Here is a 16333-nt window from a genome sequence, read left to right as displayed (position 1 = left end):
GTGAACAATGATTTGTCCGGCAGCACCCAACTCTGGAACGAAGACCTGGCCCCCACCAGCGCCGCCCAGCGCACCTGGCGCTGGTACCACTTCGCCGCGCTGTGGGTCGGCATGGTGATGTGCATCCCGGCCTACACGCTGTCGGCCAGCCTGATCGAAGGCGGCATGTCGGCTTACCAGGCCGTGTTTACCGTGTTCATCGCCAACGCCATCGTGCTGTTGCCGATGCTGGCCATCGGCCACGCCGGCACCAAGTACGGCATACCGTACGCGGTGCTGGCGCGCGCTTCCTTCGGCACCTCCGGAGCGCGGCTGCCGGCGCTGATGCGCGCCATCGTCGCCTGCGGCTGGTACGGCATCCAGACCTGGTTCGGCGGCCAGATGATCTACACGCTGATCGGCGTCATGCTGGGCGGCGAGATCGGCGGCCAGAAGATCGCCGGCCTGGGCATCAACGGCATGCAGCTGCTGTGCTTCCTGGCCTTCTGGGCCATCCAGTTCTGGTACATCGTGCACGGCATGGACGCCATCCGCAAGCTGGAAACCTACACCGCCCCGCTGAAGATCCTGATCTGCTTCGTGCTGCTCGGCTGGGTGTACCAGAAGGCCGGCGGCTTCGGCCCGCTGCTGGACCAGCCATCGCAGTTCGTCGAGGGCGGCAAGAAGGCCGGCCAGTTCTGGTCCACCTTCTGGCCGTCGCTGACGGCCATGGTGGGCTTCTGGGCCACGCTGGCGCTGAACATTCCCGACTTCACCCGTTTTGCCAAGACCCAGCGCGACCAGCTGTTGGGCCAGAGCGTGGGCCTGCCGGTGCCTATGGGCCTGCTGGCCGCGCTGGCGGTGATCGTCACGTCGGCCACGGTGGTCCTGTACGGCAAGGCGATCTGGGATCCGGTGGACCTGGCCAGCCGCATGACCGGCGTGGCGGTGCTGGTGGCGCTGATCATCCTGCTGATCGATACCGTGAGCGTGAACCTGGCGGCCAACCTGGTTGGCCCGGCGTATGACTTCTCCGCGCTGGCGCCCAGGCAGATCAGCTACCGCGCCGGCGGCTACATTACCGCCTCCATCGCCATCGTCATGATGCCGTGGAAGCTGCTGGAGTCCACCCAGGGCTACATCTTCACCTGGCTGATCGGCTACTCGGCGCTGCTGGGGCCTATCGCGGGCATCCTCATCATCGACTACTACCTGATCCGCAAGACGGAGCTCAAGGTGGCGGACCTGTACCGCGAGGACGGCCAGTATTCCTATGGCACGGGGTGGAACACGGCCGCTATCGTCGCCTTCATCCTGGGCGTGGCGCCGAACATTCCCGGCTTCCTGAACGCGGCCTTCCCGGCCTCCTTCCCCGGCGTCGGCGAGGCGTTCAAGACCATCTACACCTATGCATGGTTCGTCGGCATCGCCATCTCGGCGCTGGTGTACGGCGTCCTGATGAAGGGCCGCGCGGCGGCCACGCTGCGGCCGGCCGCACAGCCTTAGACTTTTGGAGAACCACAACATGACCACCATCATTCGCGGCGGCACCGTCGTCAATGCCGACCGGGCGTTCAAGGCCGATGTGCTGTGCTACGGCGACAAGATCGTCGCCGTCGGCGAGAACCTGGATGCGCCGGCGTCGGCCACCGTCATCGACGCCAGCGGCCAGTACGTGATGCCGGGCGGGATAGACCCGCACACGCACATGAACCTGCCCTTCATGGGCACGGTGACGGCCGACGACTTTTTCACCGGCACGGCGGCCGGCCTGGCGGGCGGCACCACCACCATTATCGACTTCGTCATACCCAATCCCCAGCAATCGCTGATGGAGGCCTACCACCAGTGGCGCGGCTGGGCGCAGAAGGCGGCCGGCGACTACACCTTCCACGTCGCCATTACCTGGTGGGACGAGAGCGTGCACCGCGACATGGGAACGCTGGTGCGCGGCCACGGCGTGAACAGCTTCAAGCACTTCATGGCCTACAAGAACGCCATCATGGCGGACGATGAAACGCTGGTGAAGAGCTTCCGCCGCTGCCTGGAACTGGGCGCGATACCGACCGTGCACGCGGAAAACGGGGAACTGGTGTACCAGCTGCAGCAGGACCTGATCCGGCAGGGGCTGACGGGACCCAGTTCGCATCCCCTGTCGCGCCCGCCCGCCGTGGAAGCGGAGGCGGCCAACCGCGCCATCGCCATTGCGGACGTGCTGCACACGCCGGTGTACATCGTGCACGTGTCGTGCCAGGAATCGCTGGAGGCCATCACGCGGGCGCGCGCCAACGGGCAGCGCGTGTACGGCGAGGCGCTGGCTGGCCACCTGATCATCGACGACAGTGTCTACCAGAGCGAGGATTTCGCGTTCGCGGCGGCGCACGTGATGAGCCCTCCGTTCCGCAGCAAGCAGCACCAGGCCGCGCTGTGGCACGGCCTGCAAGGAGGCAACCTGCACACCACCGCTACCGACCACTGCACCTTCTGCGCCGGGCAGAAAGCCGCCGGCAAGGACGACTTCAGCAAGATCCCGAACGGTTGCGGCGGCGTGGAAGACCGCATGGCGGTGATCTGGGACGCGGGCGTGAACACCGGCCGCCTGACGCCGTCCGAGTTCGTCAAGGTGACCTCGGCCAATGCGGCGCAGATCTTCAACATCTACCCGCGCAAGGGCCTGGTCGCGGTCGGTTCGGACGCGGACATCGTGGTGTGGGACCCGCAGGCCACGCGCACCATCTCGGCCAAGACCCAGCACGCCAAGGGCGATTTCAACGTGTTCGAAGGGCGCACCGTGAAGGGCGTACCGACCACCACGCTGGCGGCCGGCAATATCGTCTGGCACCAGGGCGAGCTGCGCGCGAAAGAGGGTGCCGGCCGCCACATCGACCGCCCGGCGTTCAAGCCAGTTACCGCCGCATAAATGCCGGGGTCAGACCCAAGGGGCTGACCCCAGGTTTCTTCAGGAGATCGATATGAGTGAATTACGCGTAAACGGCGAGCGCCTGTGGGCCTCGCTGATGGAACTGGCCAAGATCGGCGCCACCGAAAAAGGCGGCGTCAAGCGCCTGACCCTGACGGACCTGGACAAGCAGGGCCGCGACCTGGTGGTCGGCTGGGCGAAAGAGGCCGGCATGAGCGTCACCATCGACCAGATCGGCAACGTCTTCATGCGCCGCGACGGCCGCAACAACGCGCTGCCGCCCATCATGACCGGCAGCCATATCGACACCCAGCCTACCGGCGGCAAGTTCGACGGCAACTACGGCGTGCTGGCCGGCATCGAAGTGGTGCGCACCCTGAACGACCACGGCGTACAGACCGAAGCGCCGGTCGAAGTGGCCTTCTGGACCAATGAGGAAGGTTCGCGCTTCGTGCCGGTGATGATGGGGTCCGGGGTGTTCTGCGGCGCCTTCACGCTGGAGCATGCCTACGCCGCCAGGGACACCGAGGGCAAGACCGTCGGCGAAGAGCTGGAACGCATCGGCTACAAGGGCGACCAGGTTCCCGGCCAGCACCCCATCGGCGCCTACTTCGAGACCCATATCGAGCAGGGCCCGGTGCTGGAGGACGAGGACAAGGTGATCGGCGTGGTGCCCGCCGTGATGGGGCTGTCGTGGTACGACTGCACTGTCACCGGCATGGAGGCGCACGCCGGGCCCACGCCGATGCACCTGCGCAAGGACGCGATGCAGGTGTCCACCCGCATCATCCAGGAAGTGGTGGCCATTGCAAACCGCTATCCGCCGTACGGACGCGGCACGGTCGGCATGTTGCAGGTTTTTCCCAACAGCCGCAATGTTATCCCCGGCGAGGTCAAATTCAGCATAGACTTGCGTAACGTGAACGACGAACTGCTGAATACCATGCACGAGGAAATGTTGGCCTTCATCGACAAAACCCGCAGCGAAACAGGCCTCGGCATCCAGATCGAGCGGGTTTCCTACTATCCGCCTTGTCCCTTCCACCCGGAATGCGTGGACGCGGTGCGCAGTGCGACGGCCAAGCTGGGCTACTCCACCATGGACGTGGTGTCGGGCGCGGGCCACGACGCCATTTATGCGGCGCGCGTGGCGCCGGCCGGCATGATCTTCGTGCCTTGCAAGGATGGCATCAGCCACAATGAAATCGAGGACGCGAAAGCCGAACACCTCGAAGCCGGCTGCAACGTGCTGCTGCACGCCATGCTGGAGCGGGCAAGAGCCATGCAATGACCAGCGATCCGCGCCCGCCGCCCAGGGATACCGAAGCTCAGCGGCTGGGCGCGCGTCTCGCATCCACGCTCGACAACATCTCGGACGCCTTCCTGATGCTGGACCGGGACTGGCGCCTCACTTTCATCAACCGCGAAGCCGAGCGCCTGCTGCAATGCAAGCGGCAGGAGGTGATCGGCATGAATATCTGGGAAAAATTCCCGGAGGCGGTGGGCGGGCCGTACTACCAGGCCTACCACCAGGCCATCGCCACCCGCAGTTCGGTGCTGTTTGAAGAGTATTACGAACCGCTGGACCTGTGGACCGAGGTGCGTGCCTACCCTTCCGACGAGGGCCTTGCGATCTACTTCCTCGACATCAGCACGCGCAAGGCGCAGGAAGCCGAATTCCACAAACTGGCCTTTTTCGACCGCCTGACCGGCCTGCCCAACCGCCAGCTGCTGGTCGACCGCATCGGCCGTGCGCTGGAACGCTTCAAGCGCAGCCACCAGTGCGGCGCGGTGCTGTTCATCGACCTGGACAACTTCAAGTCCGTCAACGACGCGCGCGGTCACGACAAGGGTGACATGCTGCTGCAGCAGGTGGGCGAACGGCTCAAGCAGTCGGTGCGCGCCAGCGACACCGTGGCGCGCTTCGGCGGCGACGAATTCGTGGTGCTGCTTGAAGAAGTGGGCCAGGGCGGCGAGGCTGCGGCGCAGCACGCGCGCGAGGTGGCCGACAAGATATTGCGCGCCTTCGATACGCCATTTGAGATTGACGGCGTGCAGCACTACAGCACGCCCAGCGTGGGCGTCACCATCATCGACCGCACCAGCGGCAGCACGGACGAGGTGCTGAAGCGGGCCGACCTGGCCATGTACCAGTCCAAGGCTGCGGGGCGCAATACCAGCACCTGGTTCGAGGCCGGCATGGAGCAGCGCGTGGCGGCGCGCGCGGCGCTGGAAGCGGACTTGCGCCAGGCGCTGGGCCAGGGCCAGTTCGAGCTGCACTACCAGCCGCAGTGCGACCTGCGCCTGCAAATGACGGGCGCCGAGGCGCTGCTGCGCTGGCGCCATCCGCAGCGCGGCATGGTGCCGCCGGGCGAATTCATCGCGCTGACCGAGGAAACCGGCATCATCATCCCGCTCGGCAGCTGGGTGCTGCGCACGGCCTGCGCGCAACTGGCGCGCTGGGCGGCCGAGCCGCGTACGGCGGGGCTGCGCATGGCGGTCAACGTCAGCGCGCAGCAGTTCCACCGGCCCGACTTCGTCGAGCAGGTGCTGGCCGCGCTGGCCGAGACCGGCGCTCCGGCGGACCGGCTCAAGCTGGAGTTGACCGAGAGCCTGCTGCTGAAGGACGTCGAGACCACCATCGCGCGCATGGAGCGCCTGCGCGCGGTGGGCGTGGGTTTTTCGCTGGACGATTTCGGCACCGGCTACTCGTCGCTGTCCTATCTGCACCGGCTGCCGCTCGAGCAGCTGAAAATAGACCGCTCCTTCATCTGGGACGCGGGCACCGGGCGCCACGGCAAGGCTATCGTGCACACCATCGCCGGGCTGGGCAAGGCGCTGCGCATCGAGGTGATGGCCGAAGGCGTGGAGACTGCGGCGCAGCTGGCGCTGGTCGAAGAGGGCGGCTGCCACCTGTTCCAGGGCTATTTGTACAGCAAGCCGCTGGCGCCGGAGGCGCTGGAAGCGTTCATCGCACAGGCGGCGCTGGCTGGTTTTCACGTATGATGCAGGCTGGCCCACGCGAGTAAGAATCTGTGCATGCACCGAAATGATCTGATCAGCTGCCATGACTGCGGCTTGCTGCATCGCAGGCATCCGCTCGGACGGCGCGAGAAGGCGCGCTGCGTGCGCTGCGGCTCGGTGCTGTACCGCGGTTCTCCGCCCAATCTGGACCGGATCGCCGCCATCACGCTGGGCGCCGTCATTGTGTTTCTGATCGCCCAGTTTTTCCCCATCGTGCAACTGGATGTCAACGGCTACACCACCAGCGCCACGCTCCTGGGCGCCATCCGCGTGCTGTGGCAGGAGCAGATGCAAGTGGTGGCGGTGAATGTGCTGCTGTTTACCATCGTCTTCCCCGCCATTGAACTGGGCGCGCTGCTGTACGTCACGCTGGCGCTGCGCGCCGGCTATCGGCCGCCGGGCTTCCACCGCCTGCTGCGCGCGGTGCGCAAGGCGCGCCAGTGGGGCATGACCGAGGTGCTGATGATAGGCATCCTGATCACCATCATCAAGATGACCAGCCTGGCGCAGGTAATTGCGCAGCCCGGCCTGTTCGCTTTCGGCGCGCTGACACTGCTGCTGACGGTGGTGGTGTCGTTCGATCCGCGCGCGCTGTGGATTATCGGCGACCGGGTCGATGCGCCCGCTGCGGAGGCGACGGCGCTGCCGGCGGATTCGCCGATGCGCTGCGCGGCCCTGGCCGGCGGCGCCCATCCGCTGGCATGCCACGCCTGCGGCCTGGTGGCCGCCGACAAGGGCGCGCATGGACCGGGCCAGCGGCAGCACTGCGCGCGCTGCGGCAGCACCTTGCACCGCCGGCTGCCGGACAGCATAGGCCGCACCTGGGCGCTGTTGCTGGGCGCGGCCATTCTCTATATTCCCGCCAACCTGCTGCCGGTGATGCACACGCGGTCCCTGTTCGGCAAGGAGGACGACACCATCATCAGCGGCGTGGTCTATTTCTGGAACAGCGGCTCGCCGGCGCTGGCGGCCATTATCTTCATCGCCAGCATCGTGGTGCCGGTGGCCAAGCTGGGCGCTCTGGCGCTGCTGGCGTACACTTCGCAGCGCGGCTCGCGCTGGCGGCCGCGCCAGCGTACGGTGCTGTACCGGATGGTGGAATTCGTCGGCCGCTGGTCGATGCTCGATATTTTCGTCATCACGCTCACGGTGGCGCTGGTGCGTTTCAGTTCGCTGGCCGTCATCACCGCCGGTCCGGGCGCGCTGGCGTTCTGCGCGGTGGTGGTGCTGACCATGCTGGCGTCCATGCAATTCGATCCCCGCCTGATCTGGGATCCTGTACAGAAATCTGGAGAGAACCATGCCTGAACACGAAGGCGAACTTCCCGTTCTACACGAGCCGCAGGTGGAGAAGGCCAGCCGCTGGCTGCCTTCCCTGGTATGGCTGGTGCCGCTGCTGGCGGCGTTGATCGGCCTGGGCCTGGTGGCCAAGTCGGTGCTGGACCAGGGACCGGTGGTGGAGGTGAGCTTCCGCAGCGGCGACGGCCTGGAGGCGGGCAAGACCAAGGTGAAATACAAGGATGTGGACATCGGCATTGTGCGCACCATCGCGCTGCAGGAGGACCTGTCCAAGGTGCTGGTGACGATAGAGATGAGCAAGGAAGCCAAGCGCTTCACGGCGGCCGACACCCGCTTCTGGGTGGTGCGTCCGCGGGTGGGCGCGTCCGGCGTGTCGGGCCTGGGCACCTTGCTGTCGGGCGCCTACATAGGCGTCGATGCCGGCAAGGGCGCGCTGGGCACCGGGAAATTCACGGGGCTGGAGCGCGCCCCGCCGGTGACGGTGGACCAGAAGGGCAGCCAGTTTACGCTGCACGCGGACAGCCTGGGCTCGATCGATATCGGTTCGCCGGTGTTCTACCGCCGCATCCAGGTGGGGCAGGTGATCGATTTCGCGCTGGAGCCCAAGGGCACCGGCGTGAGTATGCGGGTGTTCGTCAACGCGCCGTACGACCAGCACGTGGGCAAGAACACGCGCTGGTGGCACGCCAGCGGGGTGGACCTGCGGCTGGATTCGAGCGGCTTCAAGCTCAATACGCAATCGCTGGCGGCGCTGCTGGTGGGCGGCATCGCGTTCGAGTCGCTGAGCGGGCAGAAGCCGGATGCGGTGGCGCCGGCCGGTTCGGAGTTCCTGCTGGCCGACGACCAGGCCGGCGCCATGCGCGAGCCGGACGGGCAGCCGATATCGAGCGTGTTCTATTTCGACCAGTCGCTGCGCGGCCTGTCGCCTGGCGCCACGGTGGACTTCCGGGGCATCGTGCTGGGCGAGGTGCGCTCGGTGGGCGTGGAGTTCGATCCGAAGAAGAAGAGTTTCCGCATGCCGGTGACGGTGGACCTGTATCCGGCGCGGCTGGGCAAGCGCTTCCAGCAGGCGCTGGCGGCGGACCCCGAGGGCAAGGCCGGTTCAGAGGTGCTGGAGCGCATGGTGAGCCGCGGCTTGCGCGCGCAACTGCGCACCGGGAACCTGCTGACCGGCCAGCTGTATATCGCGCTCGATTTCTTCCCCAATTCGGCGCAGGTAAAGCTGGACGTGGACCAGTATCCGCTGGAGATACCGACTGTGCCGAACAGCCTGGAAGAACTGCAGACGCAAATTGCCAGTATCGCGCGCAAGCTGGACCAGGTGCCGTTCGCGGACATCGGCAACAACCTGAACGCCACGCTGAAGAACGCCAACGCGCTGTTCAGGCAGCTCGACGCGCAAGTGGTGCCGGAAATGAAGGAGACGCTGGGCGCTGCCCGGCAGACCTTCGGTACCGCCGAGCTGCTGCTGCAAAAGGATTCGCCGGTGCAGTCCGACCTGCGCGAAGCGCTGCAGCAGCTGACGCAGACCATGCAGTCGCTGAACGCGCTGTCCGATTACCTGGAACGCCATCCCGAGTCGCTGATCCGGGGCAAGCAAGGAGACAAGAAATGATGCAGTCCTTCCGCAATGCCGCCTGGGTGGCTGGCGCCGCGCTGCTGGCGGGGTGCGCCGGATCGCTGCCGGCCGAGCGTTTCTACAGCCTCTCCGCTGGCGCGGCGCAGCCCGCAGCGCCGGCCGCCGGGCCGGCGTCGGCTGCACCGTTGTACGTCGAACTGCAGGCGGTCACCGTGCCGCAGCAGGTCAGCCGCAACCAGCTGGTGGTGACCAGCGGCGCGGGCAGGGTGGCCTTGCTGGAGCAGGAGCGCTGGGCTGCACCGCTGGCGTCCGAAATCGGGCAGGCGCTGTCGCTGGGCGTGACCGCCGAACTGGGCGCCATCGACGTGTACCGCACGCCGACGCCGGAACAGGCCACGGTCTACCGCGTCAGCACCAATGTGCAGCGGTTTGAATCCGCGCCCGGCCAGTACGCGCTGGTGGATGCCGTATGGAGCGTGCGCAGAATCGGCAGCGGCAGCGGCAAGCTGCTGACTTGCCGCAGCGCCGCCGAGGAAAAGGTCGCGCCGGGCTACGACGCGCTGGTGGCGGGCCACCGCCGCGCGGTCGCGCGCATCGCGGCCGATATCTCGCAGGCTATCCGCGCGATGAACACCGGTGCCGCGCCGGGATGCCCGGCGGCGGCGCCGGCCTCGCCTTAGGCGGCAGGGCTGGCGGCCGCCGGCCCAATAGGCGCTATTCGGCCAGGTCCGGCTCGGTGATGAAGCGCGATTCGGCCGCCCACACCGCGCAAGCGCGCGCCAGCAGCTTGGCTTCGCCGTCGGCCAGCACGCCGTCGGCATCGGCGATATTCCACATGCCGCGCAGCAGTTCGCGGCGCAGCTCCGAGTCCGTGATATCGGCCAGCAGCATGTCGATGTTGGCCGGGTCCAGTTCGACATAGTCCTGCTTCACGCTGCTGCTCAGCAGGTCGTAGCACAGTTCCTGCACCAGGTCATGGAAGGTATCCAGGTCGATGTCGATATGTTCCAGCAGGCGCGAACGTTCCAGCGCGCGCAGCTCGGACGGTGCCATCTGGCCGTCGACCACCATGGCCAGCGCCAGGATACGGCCCGCCGCGCTGGCGCTGTTTGGCATGTAGTGTCGCATTGTGTTGCTCCTTCTTCGAGTGTATCGGGTGAAATCAGTTGTGCTTGCTATCGCGTGTCGCGTACAGGCTGGCTATCACGCTGCCTGCGATCAGCGTTGCCACCACGGCCAGGGAGATATGCACCGGCATGTGGAACCACGGCATGATCAGCATCTTCGCGCCGATGAACACCAGCACCATGGCCAGGCCATACTTCAGCAGGTGGAAGCGGCCCGCTATGTCGGCCAGCAGGAAGTACAGCGCCCGCAGGCCCAGGATGGCGAACATGTTCGACGTGAATACGATGAACGGGTCCGACGTGATGGCGAAGATGGCCGGGATCGAATCGACCGCGAACACCAGGTCCGTCGCCTCGATCAGGATCAGCACCAGGAACAGCGGCGTCACGTAGCGCAGGCCATCCTTGAAGACGAAGAACTTCTCGCCATGGTCGCCCTCGGCCACCCGCAGGTGGCGCCGCGCCAGGCGCAGCACGGGATTCTTTTGCAGGTCCGGCTCATGGTCGGCCGCCACCATCATGCGGATACCGGTAATCGCCAGGAATGCGCCGAATACGTACAGCATCCAGCTGAATTCACTCACCACCCAGGCGCCGGCCATGATCATCACGGCGCGCATCACAATGGCGCCCAGCACGCCGTAAATCAGCACGCGGCGCTGGTACTCGGGCTTCACGTGGAAGGACGAGAAGATCAGCAGGAAGATGAAGATGTTGTCGACCGACAGGGCCTTCTCGATCAGGTAGCCCGACAGGAATTCGAGCGCCTTGCGCTCGGCGATTTCCGGCCCGACGGCGCCCTGCAGATACCACCACAGGCCGGCATTGAACAGCAGTGCCAGCGAAAACCAGATCAGCGACCAGGTGCCCGCCTCGCGCACCGTGACCTTGTGCGCCTTGTCGCCGCCAAAGACGTACAAGTCCAGTGCCAGCATCGCCAGCACGAAGACGACGAAGCCGGCCCACATGGGCGCTGTCGCAAATTGCTCCAAACCGTTCATAGCCAACCTCCTTTGTCGAAAGACCATGGTAAGCACTCGGCTGGAATCGAACAATTCGAATATACTTGGTCGATACATCGAGAAAACTGAGGTATAGGAGCAGCCGATGACGACACTGAACTTCAAGCACCTGCGATATTTCTGGATGGTGGCGCGCACCGGCAGCATCGCCAAGGCGGCCGAGCAGCTGCACCTGACGCCGCAATCCATCTCCGGCCAACTGAGCGAGTTCGCCGACACGCTGGGCGTGGAACTGTTCCGCCGCGTGGGCCGCAGGCTGGAATTGACCGATACCGGCCAGCGCATGCTGCACCACGCGGAAGAGATATTCCGCTCCGGCGACGAGCTGCTGGAAGTGGTGCGCGACCAGGCCGCCACCGCCACTGCCAGCTTCCGCGTCGGCGTGTCCGACTCCGTCTCCAAGGCGATTGCCTGCGAGCTGGTGGCCCCGGCGCTGTCGCTGCCGTCCCCCACCCGGCTGATTTGCCGCGAAGGCCGCATGGAGGCCCTGCTGGCCGACCTGGCGGTGCACAAGCTGGACCTGATCATCGCGGACCGCGCCATGCCCGGCCACCTGCATGTGCGCGGCTACAGCCACCTGCTGGGCGAGAGCCAGTTGCAGGTGCTGGCCGCACCGGGACTGGCGGCGGGCTTGCGGGGACCATTCCCGGCGTGCCTGAACCACGCGCCGCTGCTGCTGCCGGGTGAGGACTTTGCCGTGCGCCCCAAGCTGATGCAGTGGCTGCAGGAGCACGTGGCGCATTCCCGCGTGGTCGGCGAATTCGACGACAGCGCCATGATCAAGGCCTTCGGCCAGTCCGGCGCGGGGCTGTTCTTCGTGCCGGCCGCCATTGCGGGCCGCGTGTGCCAGCAGTACGGCGTGGTGGTGGTGGGCAGCGTTCCTGCGCTGCGTGAACGGGTCTATGCGATCACCACCGAGCGCCGCATCAGCCATCCGATTACGCAAGCCATCAGCCAGGCCGCCCAGCGGACGCTGTCGGTTTGAGCGCATCCACCAGCTCGCGCGCGTAGCCCGGCAGGTCGGCGTAGTGGCGCACGCAGATCAGCAGCTTGCGCACCGCCCACGGGTCGGTGAGGTGGACGTGGCGGATGTCCATCGCACCGCGCGAACGCAGCACCGCCGATTCCGGCAGCACCGCCAGGCCGGCGCCGCTGGCGGCCATGCGGCATACCGCATCCAGGCTGCGCAGGCGCACGCGGTAGATCAGCCGCTTGCCCAGCCGCGCGGCGTGGCCGGCGATGTATTTGTGCAGCGCGCTGTCGCCGGCCAGGCCGATGAAGTCGTAACCGAGCGCATCGGTGAAGGCCATGCTGCGCTTGCGCTTGAGCTGCGCCGCCAGCGGGTGCTGCGGCGACATGGCCAGCACCAGCCGGTCGTCGCGGAAGGGATAGATTTCCAGGCCGGTGCTGTCGACCGAGTCCGCGATCACGCCGATGTCGGCCAGTCCGCCTTTCATGGCCTGCACAATGTCGTAGCTGAGGCGCTCCTCCAGGTCGATGTTGACGTGTGGGTGGGCGGCCATGAAGCCGGCCAGCGCCTCGGGCAGGAATTCGGCCAGCGCCGAGGTATTGCACAGCACTCGCACATGGCCCTTCAGGCCGGAGGCGTACTCGCCCAGGTCGGCGCGCATCTTTTCCATCTGCTGGGTGATCATGCGCGCGTGGTGCAGCAGCGTGCGGCCCGCCTCGGTGGTTTCCACGCCGCGCCTGCCGCGCTCCAGCAGCGGCACGCCCAGCATGTCCTCCATGCCGCGTATGCGCGCGCTGGCCGACGCCAGCGCCAGGTGCGACTGTTCGGCGCCGCTTGTGATGCTGCCGCTCTCGGCCACGTGCAGGAACAGGCGCAGGTCGGTCAGGTCGAATCGCATGGTGTCTTCGGATTTTACGTAGGCAGGGTGAGTATATTCCACATTTTCCTTGCCGGCGCGGCGTGCCAGACTGCGGGCTATGGAAAATATCATCTACATTACCGTGGTGTTCCTGCTCGCAGGAATAGTGAAGGGCGTGACCGGCATGGGGCTGCCGACGGTGGCGCTGGCGCTGCTCAGCCTTGTCATGACGCCGGTGGAGGCGGCGGCGCTGCTGATCGTGCCTTCGCTTTTGACGAATGTATGGCAGTTGCTGTCGGGCGCGCCGGTGTATCCGCTGTGGCAGCGCCTGTGGCCGATGATGGCGGGGATCTGCGTCGGTACCGGCCTGGGCACGGTGGCGGGGACGCTGATGGGCGGCATGATGGGCGGTGCGGTGGCGGCCGATGCGAAGATGGCCAGCGGCGCGCTGGGCGTGGCGCTGGTGGCGTATGCGGCGATGGGGCTGCTGTCGCTGCGCTGGCGCCTGCGCGCCAGCGAGGCGATGATGTCGCCGGCGGTGGGAGCGGTGACCGGCGCCATCACGGTGGCCACCGGCGTGTTCGTGATCCCGGCCGTGCCCTACCTGCAGGCGCTGGAGCTGGAGAAGGACGATCTTGTACAGGCCATGGGGCTGGCGTTTACGGTGTCCACGGTGGCGCTGGCGGTGTCGCTGGCGGCGCGCGGCGCCTGGCAGCCGGCGGCGGCGGGGATGTCCTTCGTGGCGCAGCTGCCGGCGGTGGCGGGCATGCTGCTGGGGCAGCGGCTGCGCAGCCTGATGGCGCCCGCGCTATTCCGCAAGTGCTTCCTGTTCGCGCTCCTGTTGCTGGGCATGCACCTGGCGCTGGACGCGGCCTGGCACTAAGCGCCGCGCAATGCGCGGGTCACGGCAGCGTGCTGAGCACTTCGGCGATCTGCTCGCGCAGCCAGCGGTTGGCGGGATCGCTGTCGACGTTGGCGTGCCAGTACAGCTGGTTGTCGATATGGGCCAGCTCCAGCGGCAGCGCCAGCATCTGGTGGCCGAACTGCTGGTTCAGCACCTGGCCGTAGCGCTCGGGCATGGTCAGCAGCAAGTCGGTCTGGCTCACCACCGTGCAGGCGGTATAGTAGTGCTGGCAGCGCATGCGGATGCGGCGCTGCAGGCCGCGCCGGCTCAGCTCCACATCCTCCAGGCTGGGCCCGCTGCGCCGCGAGCTGACCTGGATATGCTCCTGGCGCAGATACATCTCCAGGTCCAGCGCATGCTGCACCTGCGGATGGGCTGCGCGCGCCAGCACCACGGTCTGGTCGGACGGCAGCCGCATCTGGCGGATGTCCTTGGACAGCGGCAGCAGCAGGTCGATCGCCGCGTCGATGCTGCCGGCGGCCAGCTCGCCTTCCAGTTCGCCGCGCGCCACCCGCAGCGCGTTCACGCCGACCGACGGCGCGGCCGATGCGATGCGCGCCATCAGCGGCGGCAGGATGGTGGGCTCGACCACGTCGCGCATGGCGAGCGTGAAGGTGCGTTCGCTGGTGGCCGGGTCGAAGCGCTCGGCGCCGCTCAGGGTGACTTCGAATCCGCGCAGCGCCTGCCGGACCGGCTCGATGATGCTGCGCGCCAGCGGCGTCGGCACCATCACGTGGCCCTGGCGCTCGAACAGCGCGTCGTTCAGCAACTGCCGCAGGCGCGCCAGCGCGTGGCTGACGGCCGGCTGCGTCAGGTTCATCTTCAGGCTGGCGCGTGTCAGGCTGCCCTCCGTGTAGATGGCGTCGAACACGACAAACAGATTCAGGTCGACCTTGGATATATGCATGATGTTTATTGGGATGCATTAAAACTATTCATTTGATGAATTCTACATCGGGCGCTAAGCTGTGTTTTATTCTTTTTGTTACACGGAGGACGCGCGATGGGACAAATTTACCTGGTTCGCCACGGCCAAGCCTCGTTCGGATCCGCCAACTACGACCAGCTTTCCCCGCTGGGCTTCGAGCAGGCGCGCCTGCTGGGGCAATGGTTCGCCAACAGCCGCCAGGTTTTCCAGCGCGTGGTGTGCGGCGGCATGGTGCGCCACCGGCAGACGGCGGACAGCTGCCTGTCCGAACTGGCCCGCACGCTGCTGGCCGATACCGAATGGCTTACCGATCCGGGTTTCGCGGAGTTCAACCACGTCGAAGTACTGGTGAGGCACTGCCCGGAGTTTGCCTCGCCGGAAGCGTTCAGGGCGTACGCGGCGCGCCAGGCCGATCCCAAGCACGCCTTCGAGCATATCTTCGTGGCGGCCATGCAGCGCTGGATGGGTGGCAAACACGATGGCGACTACACCGAGACCTGGCAGGCCTTCCAGGCGCGCTGCGTGGCGGCGTTGGAACGCCTGACCTCGCAGCGGGCGGAGTCGGAAACCACGGTGGTGTTCACCTCGGGCGGTACGATTTCGGCAATCTGCCAGCATTTGCTGGACCTGCCTGACCACAAGACGCTGGAGCTGAACTGGTCCATCGCCAACTGCTCGCTGACCAAGCTGCAGCACCGTCCGGGCAAGACCAGTGTGAATTACCTGAACAATTACGCGCACCTGGAGTGGCTGGGCGAGGCGAATAGCGTTACTTACCGGTAATCCTGATAAATTCAACAACAATGCAGACGGCGTTTCGCCGTCTTTTTTTGTGCTTGCCTGTCAGACGTCTGACGGGTGTGGGCGAAAAAAAGCCCGAGCGCGTGGCATCGGGCGTGCTCTCAGGGCTGCCTGCTTGCTTCGTGTTGTTCGTGCGCGCGCCGCAGGCGCTCGCGGCTGTTGCTGAGGTGGGTGCGCATGGCCGCGCGGGCCGATTCGGGGTCCTGGCGGGCGATGGCGCTGTAGATATCCTCATGTTCGCGCCGCACCCGTTCCAGGTAGATCTCGGGCGCGTCGCGCGGGATGTGGGCGGAGGTCTGCCGCGCGCGCGGCAGCAGTTCCAGGTTGATGTGGCTGAGCACATCGCGCAGATAGGGGTTGTTGGCGGCCTGCGCTATGGACAGGTGGTACTGCGTGTCCGCCGTGGCCGTCTCGCCGCCGCTGTCGCAGCGTGCCAGGAAGGCGTCCAGCGCGGCGCGGATCCTTGCCAGCTGCGGCTCGCTGCGGCGGCTGGCGGCCAGGCCCGCAGCCTCGGTCTCCAGGCTGATGCGCAGTTCCAGGATGGACAGCACGTCCTCCTTGGTCATCGCGCTCTTGGCCGCCAGGCCCATATGCTGCGGCGTGCGGTCCAGTACGAAGGTGCCCACGCCCTGGCGGGTCTCGACCATGCCGGCCGCCTGCATATGCGAAATCGCTTCCCGCACCACCGAGCGGCTCACGCCCAGCGCGCGGATGATCTCCGCCTCGGATGGCACCTTCTCGCCGGGTGCGATGCGGCCGTCCTTGATCAGGTCTGCGACGTAACTGACAACGCCGTGCGCCAGCGAGCGCGGTTTGGGCGGGGCGGGGGTGGGGCGGCTTGATTCCATGGATGGGCTGGGTCTCAAAACACAAGTTGCGTTTTCTAAAAGTGATGATTATACTTGCTTCCAAGTTGTCAGA

At 66.3% G+C, this 16333-nt stretch carries 15 protein-coding genes; 10 read left to right on the top strand and 5 right to left on the bottom strand.

Features of this window, described 5'->3' with window-relative positions:
• The 7 genes from AC6H42_RS18305 to AC6H42_RS18275 are packed head-to-tail and all read left to right on the top strand — an operon-like array spanning position 1 to position 9481.
• Entirely contained in the window at positions 1-1485 is a 1485-nt protein-coding gene (locus AC6H42_RS18305; RefSeq protein ID WP_057153423.1) for an NCS1 family nucleobase:cation symporter-1, read from the top strand.
• Between the two features lie 19 nt (positions 1486-1504).
• A complete protein-coding gene (hydA, locus tag AC6H42_RS18300) occupies positions 1505-2899 on the top strand; it encodes a dihydropyrimidinase (RefSeq protein ID WP_057153424.1) in 1395 nt (464 codons plus the stop codon).
• Positions 2900-2951: 52 nt separating this feature from the next.
• Positions 2952-4190 (top strand): Zn-dependent hydrolase, encoded by a 1239-nt coding sequence (locus tag AC6H42_RS18295; RefSeq protein WP_057153425.1) that lies wholly within the window; start codon positions 2952-2954, stop codon positions 4188-4190.
• Positions 4187-5905, top strand: coding sequence for a putative bifunctional diguanylate cyclase/phosphodiesterase (locus tag AC6H42_RS18290; protein WP_497548650.1), 1719 nt, complete (start codon positions 4187-4189; stop codon positions 5903-5905). The genes AC6H42_RS18295 and AC6H42_RS18290 overlap by 4 nt, the downstream gene beginning before the upstream one ends.
• Before the next feature lie 33 nt (positions 5906-5938).
• The gene (locus tag AC6H42_RS18285) at positions 5939-7231 is read left to right on the top strand and encodes a paraquat-inducible protein A (RefSeq protein WP_057153426.1); all 1293 of its coding nucleotides are present in this window, start codon (positions 5939-5941) and stop codon (positions 7229-7231) included.
• On the top strand, positions 7224-8837 hold the full coding sequence (locus tag AC6H42_RS18280; RefSeq protein WP_057153427.1) for a PqiB family protein: 1614 nt from the start codon (positions 7224-7226) through the stop codon (positions 8835-8837). Before AC6H42_RS18285 ends, AC6H42_RS18280 begins: the two co-directional genes overlap by 8 nt.
• A complete protein-coding gene (locus AC6H42_RS18275; RefSeq protein WP_497548649.1) occupies positions 8834-9481 on the top strand; it encodes a PqiC family protein in 648 nt (215 codons plus the stop codon). The genes AC6H42_RS18280 and AC6H42_RS18275 overlap by 4 nt, the downstream gene beginning before the upstream one ends.
• 34 nt (positions 9482-9515) lie before the next feature.
• Here AC6H42_RS18275 and AC6H42_RS18270 read toward each other — a convergent pair whose 3' ends face one another.
• Both AC6H42_RS18270 and AC6H42_RS18265 read right to left on the bottom strand, forming a co-directional pair.
• Positions 9516-9929: a tellurite resistance TerB family protein gene (locus AC6H42_RS18270; RefSeq protein WP_057153429.1), complete on the bottom strand. Its 414-nt coding sequence runs from the start codon at positions 9927-9929 to the stop codon at positions 9516-9518.
• A 34-nt stretch (positions 9930-9963) separates the two neighbouring features.
• The gene (locus tag AC6H42_RS18265; RefSeq protein ID WP_497548648.1) at positions 9964-10929 is read right to left on the bottom strand and encodes a TerC family protein; all 966 of its coding nucleotides are present in this window, start codon (positions 10927-10929) and stop codon (positions 9964-9966) included.
• A 106-nt stretch (positions 10930-11035) separates the two neighbouring features.
• Between AC6H42_RS18265 and nhaR the strand changes: the two genes are divergently transcribed.
• Positions 11036-11935 carry a transcriptional activator NhaR gene (nhaR, locus tag AC6H42_RS18260; protein ID WP_057153431.1) on the top strand — a complete coding sequence of 300 codons (900 nt, stop codon included), beginning with the start codon at positions 11036-11038 and terminating at the stop codon, positions 11933-11935.
• On the opposite strand, the gene AC6H42_RS18255 is transcribed toward nhaR, so the two are convergent.
• Positions 11901-12818, bottom strand: coding sequence for a LysR family transcriptional regulator (locus AC6H42_RS18255; protein ID WP_057153712.1), 918 nt, complete (start codon positions 12816-12818; stop codon positions 11901-11903). The two genes, nhaR and AC6H42_RS18255, sit on opposite strands and share 35 nt — an antisense overlap.
• A gap of 79 nt (positions 12819-12897) precedes the next feature.
• On the opposite strand from AC6H42_RS18255, the gene AC6H42_RS18250 reads away from it, so the two are divergent.
• A complete protein-coding gene (locus AC6H42_RS18250) occupies positions 12898-13662 on the top strand; it encodes a sulfite exporter TauE/SafE family protein (RefSeq protein WP_057153432.1) in 765 nt (254 codons plus the stop codon).
• Between the two features lie 19 nt (positions 13663-13681).
• On the opposite strand, the gene AC6H42_RS18245 is transcribed toward AC6H42_RS18250, so the two are convergent.
• Positions 13682-14590 (bottom strand): LysR family transcriptional regulator, encoded by a 909-nt coding sequence (locus tag AC6H42_RS18245; protein ID WP_057153433.1) that lies wholly within the window; start codon positions 14588-14590, stop codon positions 13682-13684.
• Between the two features lie 96 nt (positions 14591-14686).
• Here AC6H42_RS18245 and AC6H42_RS18240 point away from each other — a divergent pair, with 96 nt between their 5' ends.
• Complete coding sequence (locus tag AC6H42_RS18240; protein WP_057153434.1) at positions 14687-15394, top strand: histidine phosphatase family protein; 708 nt, start codon at positions 14687-14689, stop codon at positions 15392-15394.
• A 119-nt stretch (positions 15395-15513) separates the two neighbouring features.
• On the opposite strand, the gene AC6H42_RS18235 is transcribed toward AC6H42_RS18240, so the two are convergent.
• The gene (locus tag AC6H42_RS18235) at positions 15514-16260 is read right to left on the bottom strand and encodes a FadR/GntR family transcriptional regulator (protein WP_497548647.1); all 747 of its coding nucleotides are present in this window, start codon (positions 16258-16260) and stop codon (positions 15514-15516) included.
• Positions 16261-16333: the final 73 nt, after the last annotated feature.

The organism is Massilia sp. NBRC 108631 (genome assembly GCF_059704565.1).
The sequence above is the reverse complement of the archived record's forward strand: the minus strand, read 5'-3'. Positions and strand labels throughout refer to the sequence as shown.

Bases quoted from the DNA above. Each gene is read 5' to 3' on its own strand.
- AC6H42_RS18245 (WP_057153433.1), bottom strand. From the start codon at position 14,590: ATGCATATATCCAAGGTCGACCTGAATCTGTTTGTCGTGTTCGACGCC.
- AC6H42_RS18280 (WP_057153427.1), top strand. From the start codon at position 7,224: ATGCCTGAACACGAAGGCGAACTTCCCGTTCTACACGAGCCGCAGGTG.
- AC6H42_RS18250 (WP_057153432.1), top strand. From the start codon at position 12,898: ATGGAAAATATCATCTACATTACCGTGGTGTTCCTGCTCGCAGGAATA.
- AC6H42_RS18255 (WP_057153712.1), bottom strand. From the start codon at position 12,818: ATGCGATTCGACCTGACCGACCTGCGCCTGTTCCTGCACGTGGCCGAG.
- AC6H42_RS18290 (WP_497548650.1), top strand. From the start codon at position 4,187: ATGACCAGCGATCCGCGCCCGCCGCCCAGGGATACCGAAGCTCAGCGG.
- AC6H42_RS18270 (WP_057153429.1), bottom strand. From the start codon at position 9,929: ATGCGACACTACATGCCAAACAGCGCCAGCGCGGCGGGCCGTATCCTG.
- AC6H42_RS18285 (WP_057153426.1), top strand. From the start codon at position 5,939: ATGCACCGAAATGATCTGATCAGCTGCCATGACTGCGGCTTGCTGCAT.
- AC6H42_RS18295 (WP_057153425.1), top strand. From the start codon at position 2,952: ATGAGTGAATTACGCGTAAACGGCGAGCGCCTGTGGGCCTCGCTGATG.
- AC6H42_RS18235 (WP_497548647.1), bottom strand. From the start codon at position 16,260: ATGGAATCAAGCCGCCCCACCCCCGCCCCGCCCAAACCGCGCTCGCTG.
- AC6H42_RS18240 (WP_057153434.1), top strand. From the start codon at position 14,687: ATGGGACAAATTTACCTGGTTCGCCACGGCCAAGCCTCGTTCGGATCC.
- AC6H42_RS18275 (WP_497548649.1), top strand. From the start codon at position 8,834: ATGATGCAGTCCTTCCGCAATGCCGCCTGGGTGGCTGGCGCCGCGCTG.
- nhaR (WP_057153431.1), top strand. From the start codon at position 11,036: ATGACGACACTGAACTTCAAGCACCTGCGATATTTCTGGATGGTGGCG.
- hydA (WP_057153424.1), top strand. From the start codon at position 1,505: ATGACCACCATCATTCGCGGCGGCACCGTCGTCAATGCCGACCGGGCG.
- AC6H42_RS18265 (WP_497548648.1), bottom strand. From the start codon at position 10,929: ATGAACGGTTTGGAGCAATTTGCGACAGCGCCCATGTGGGCCGGCTTC.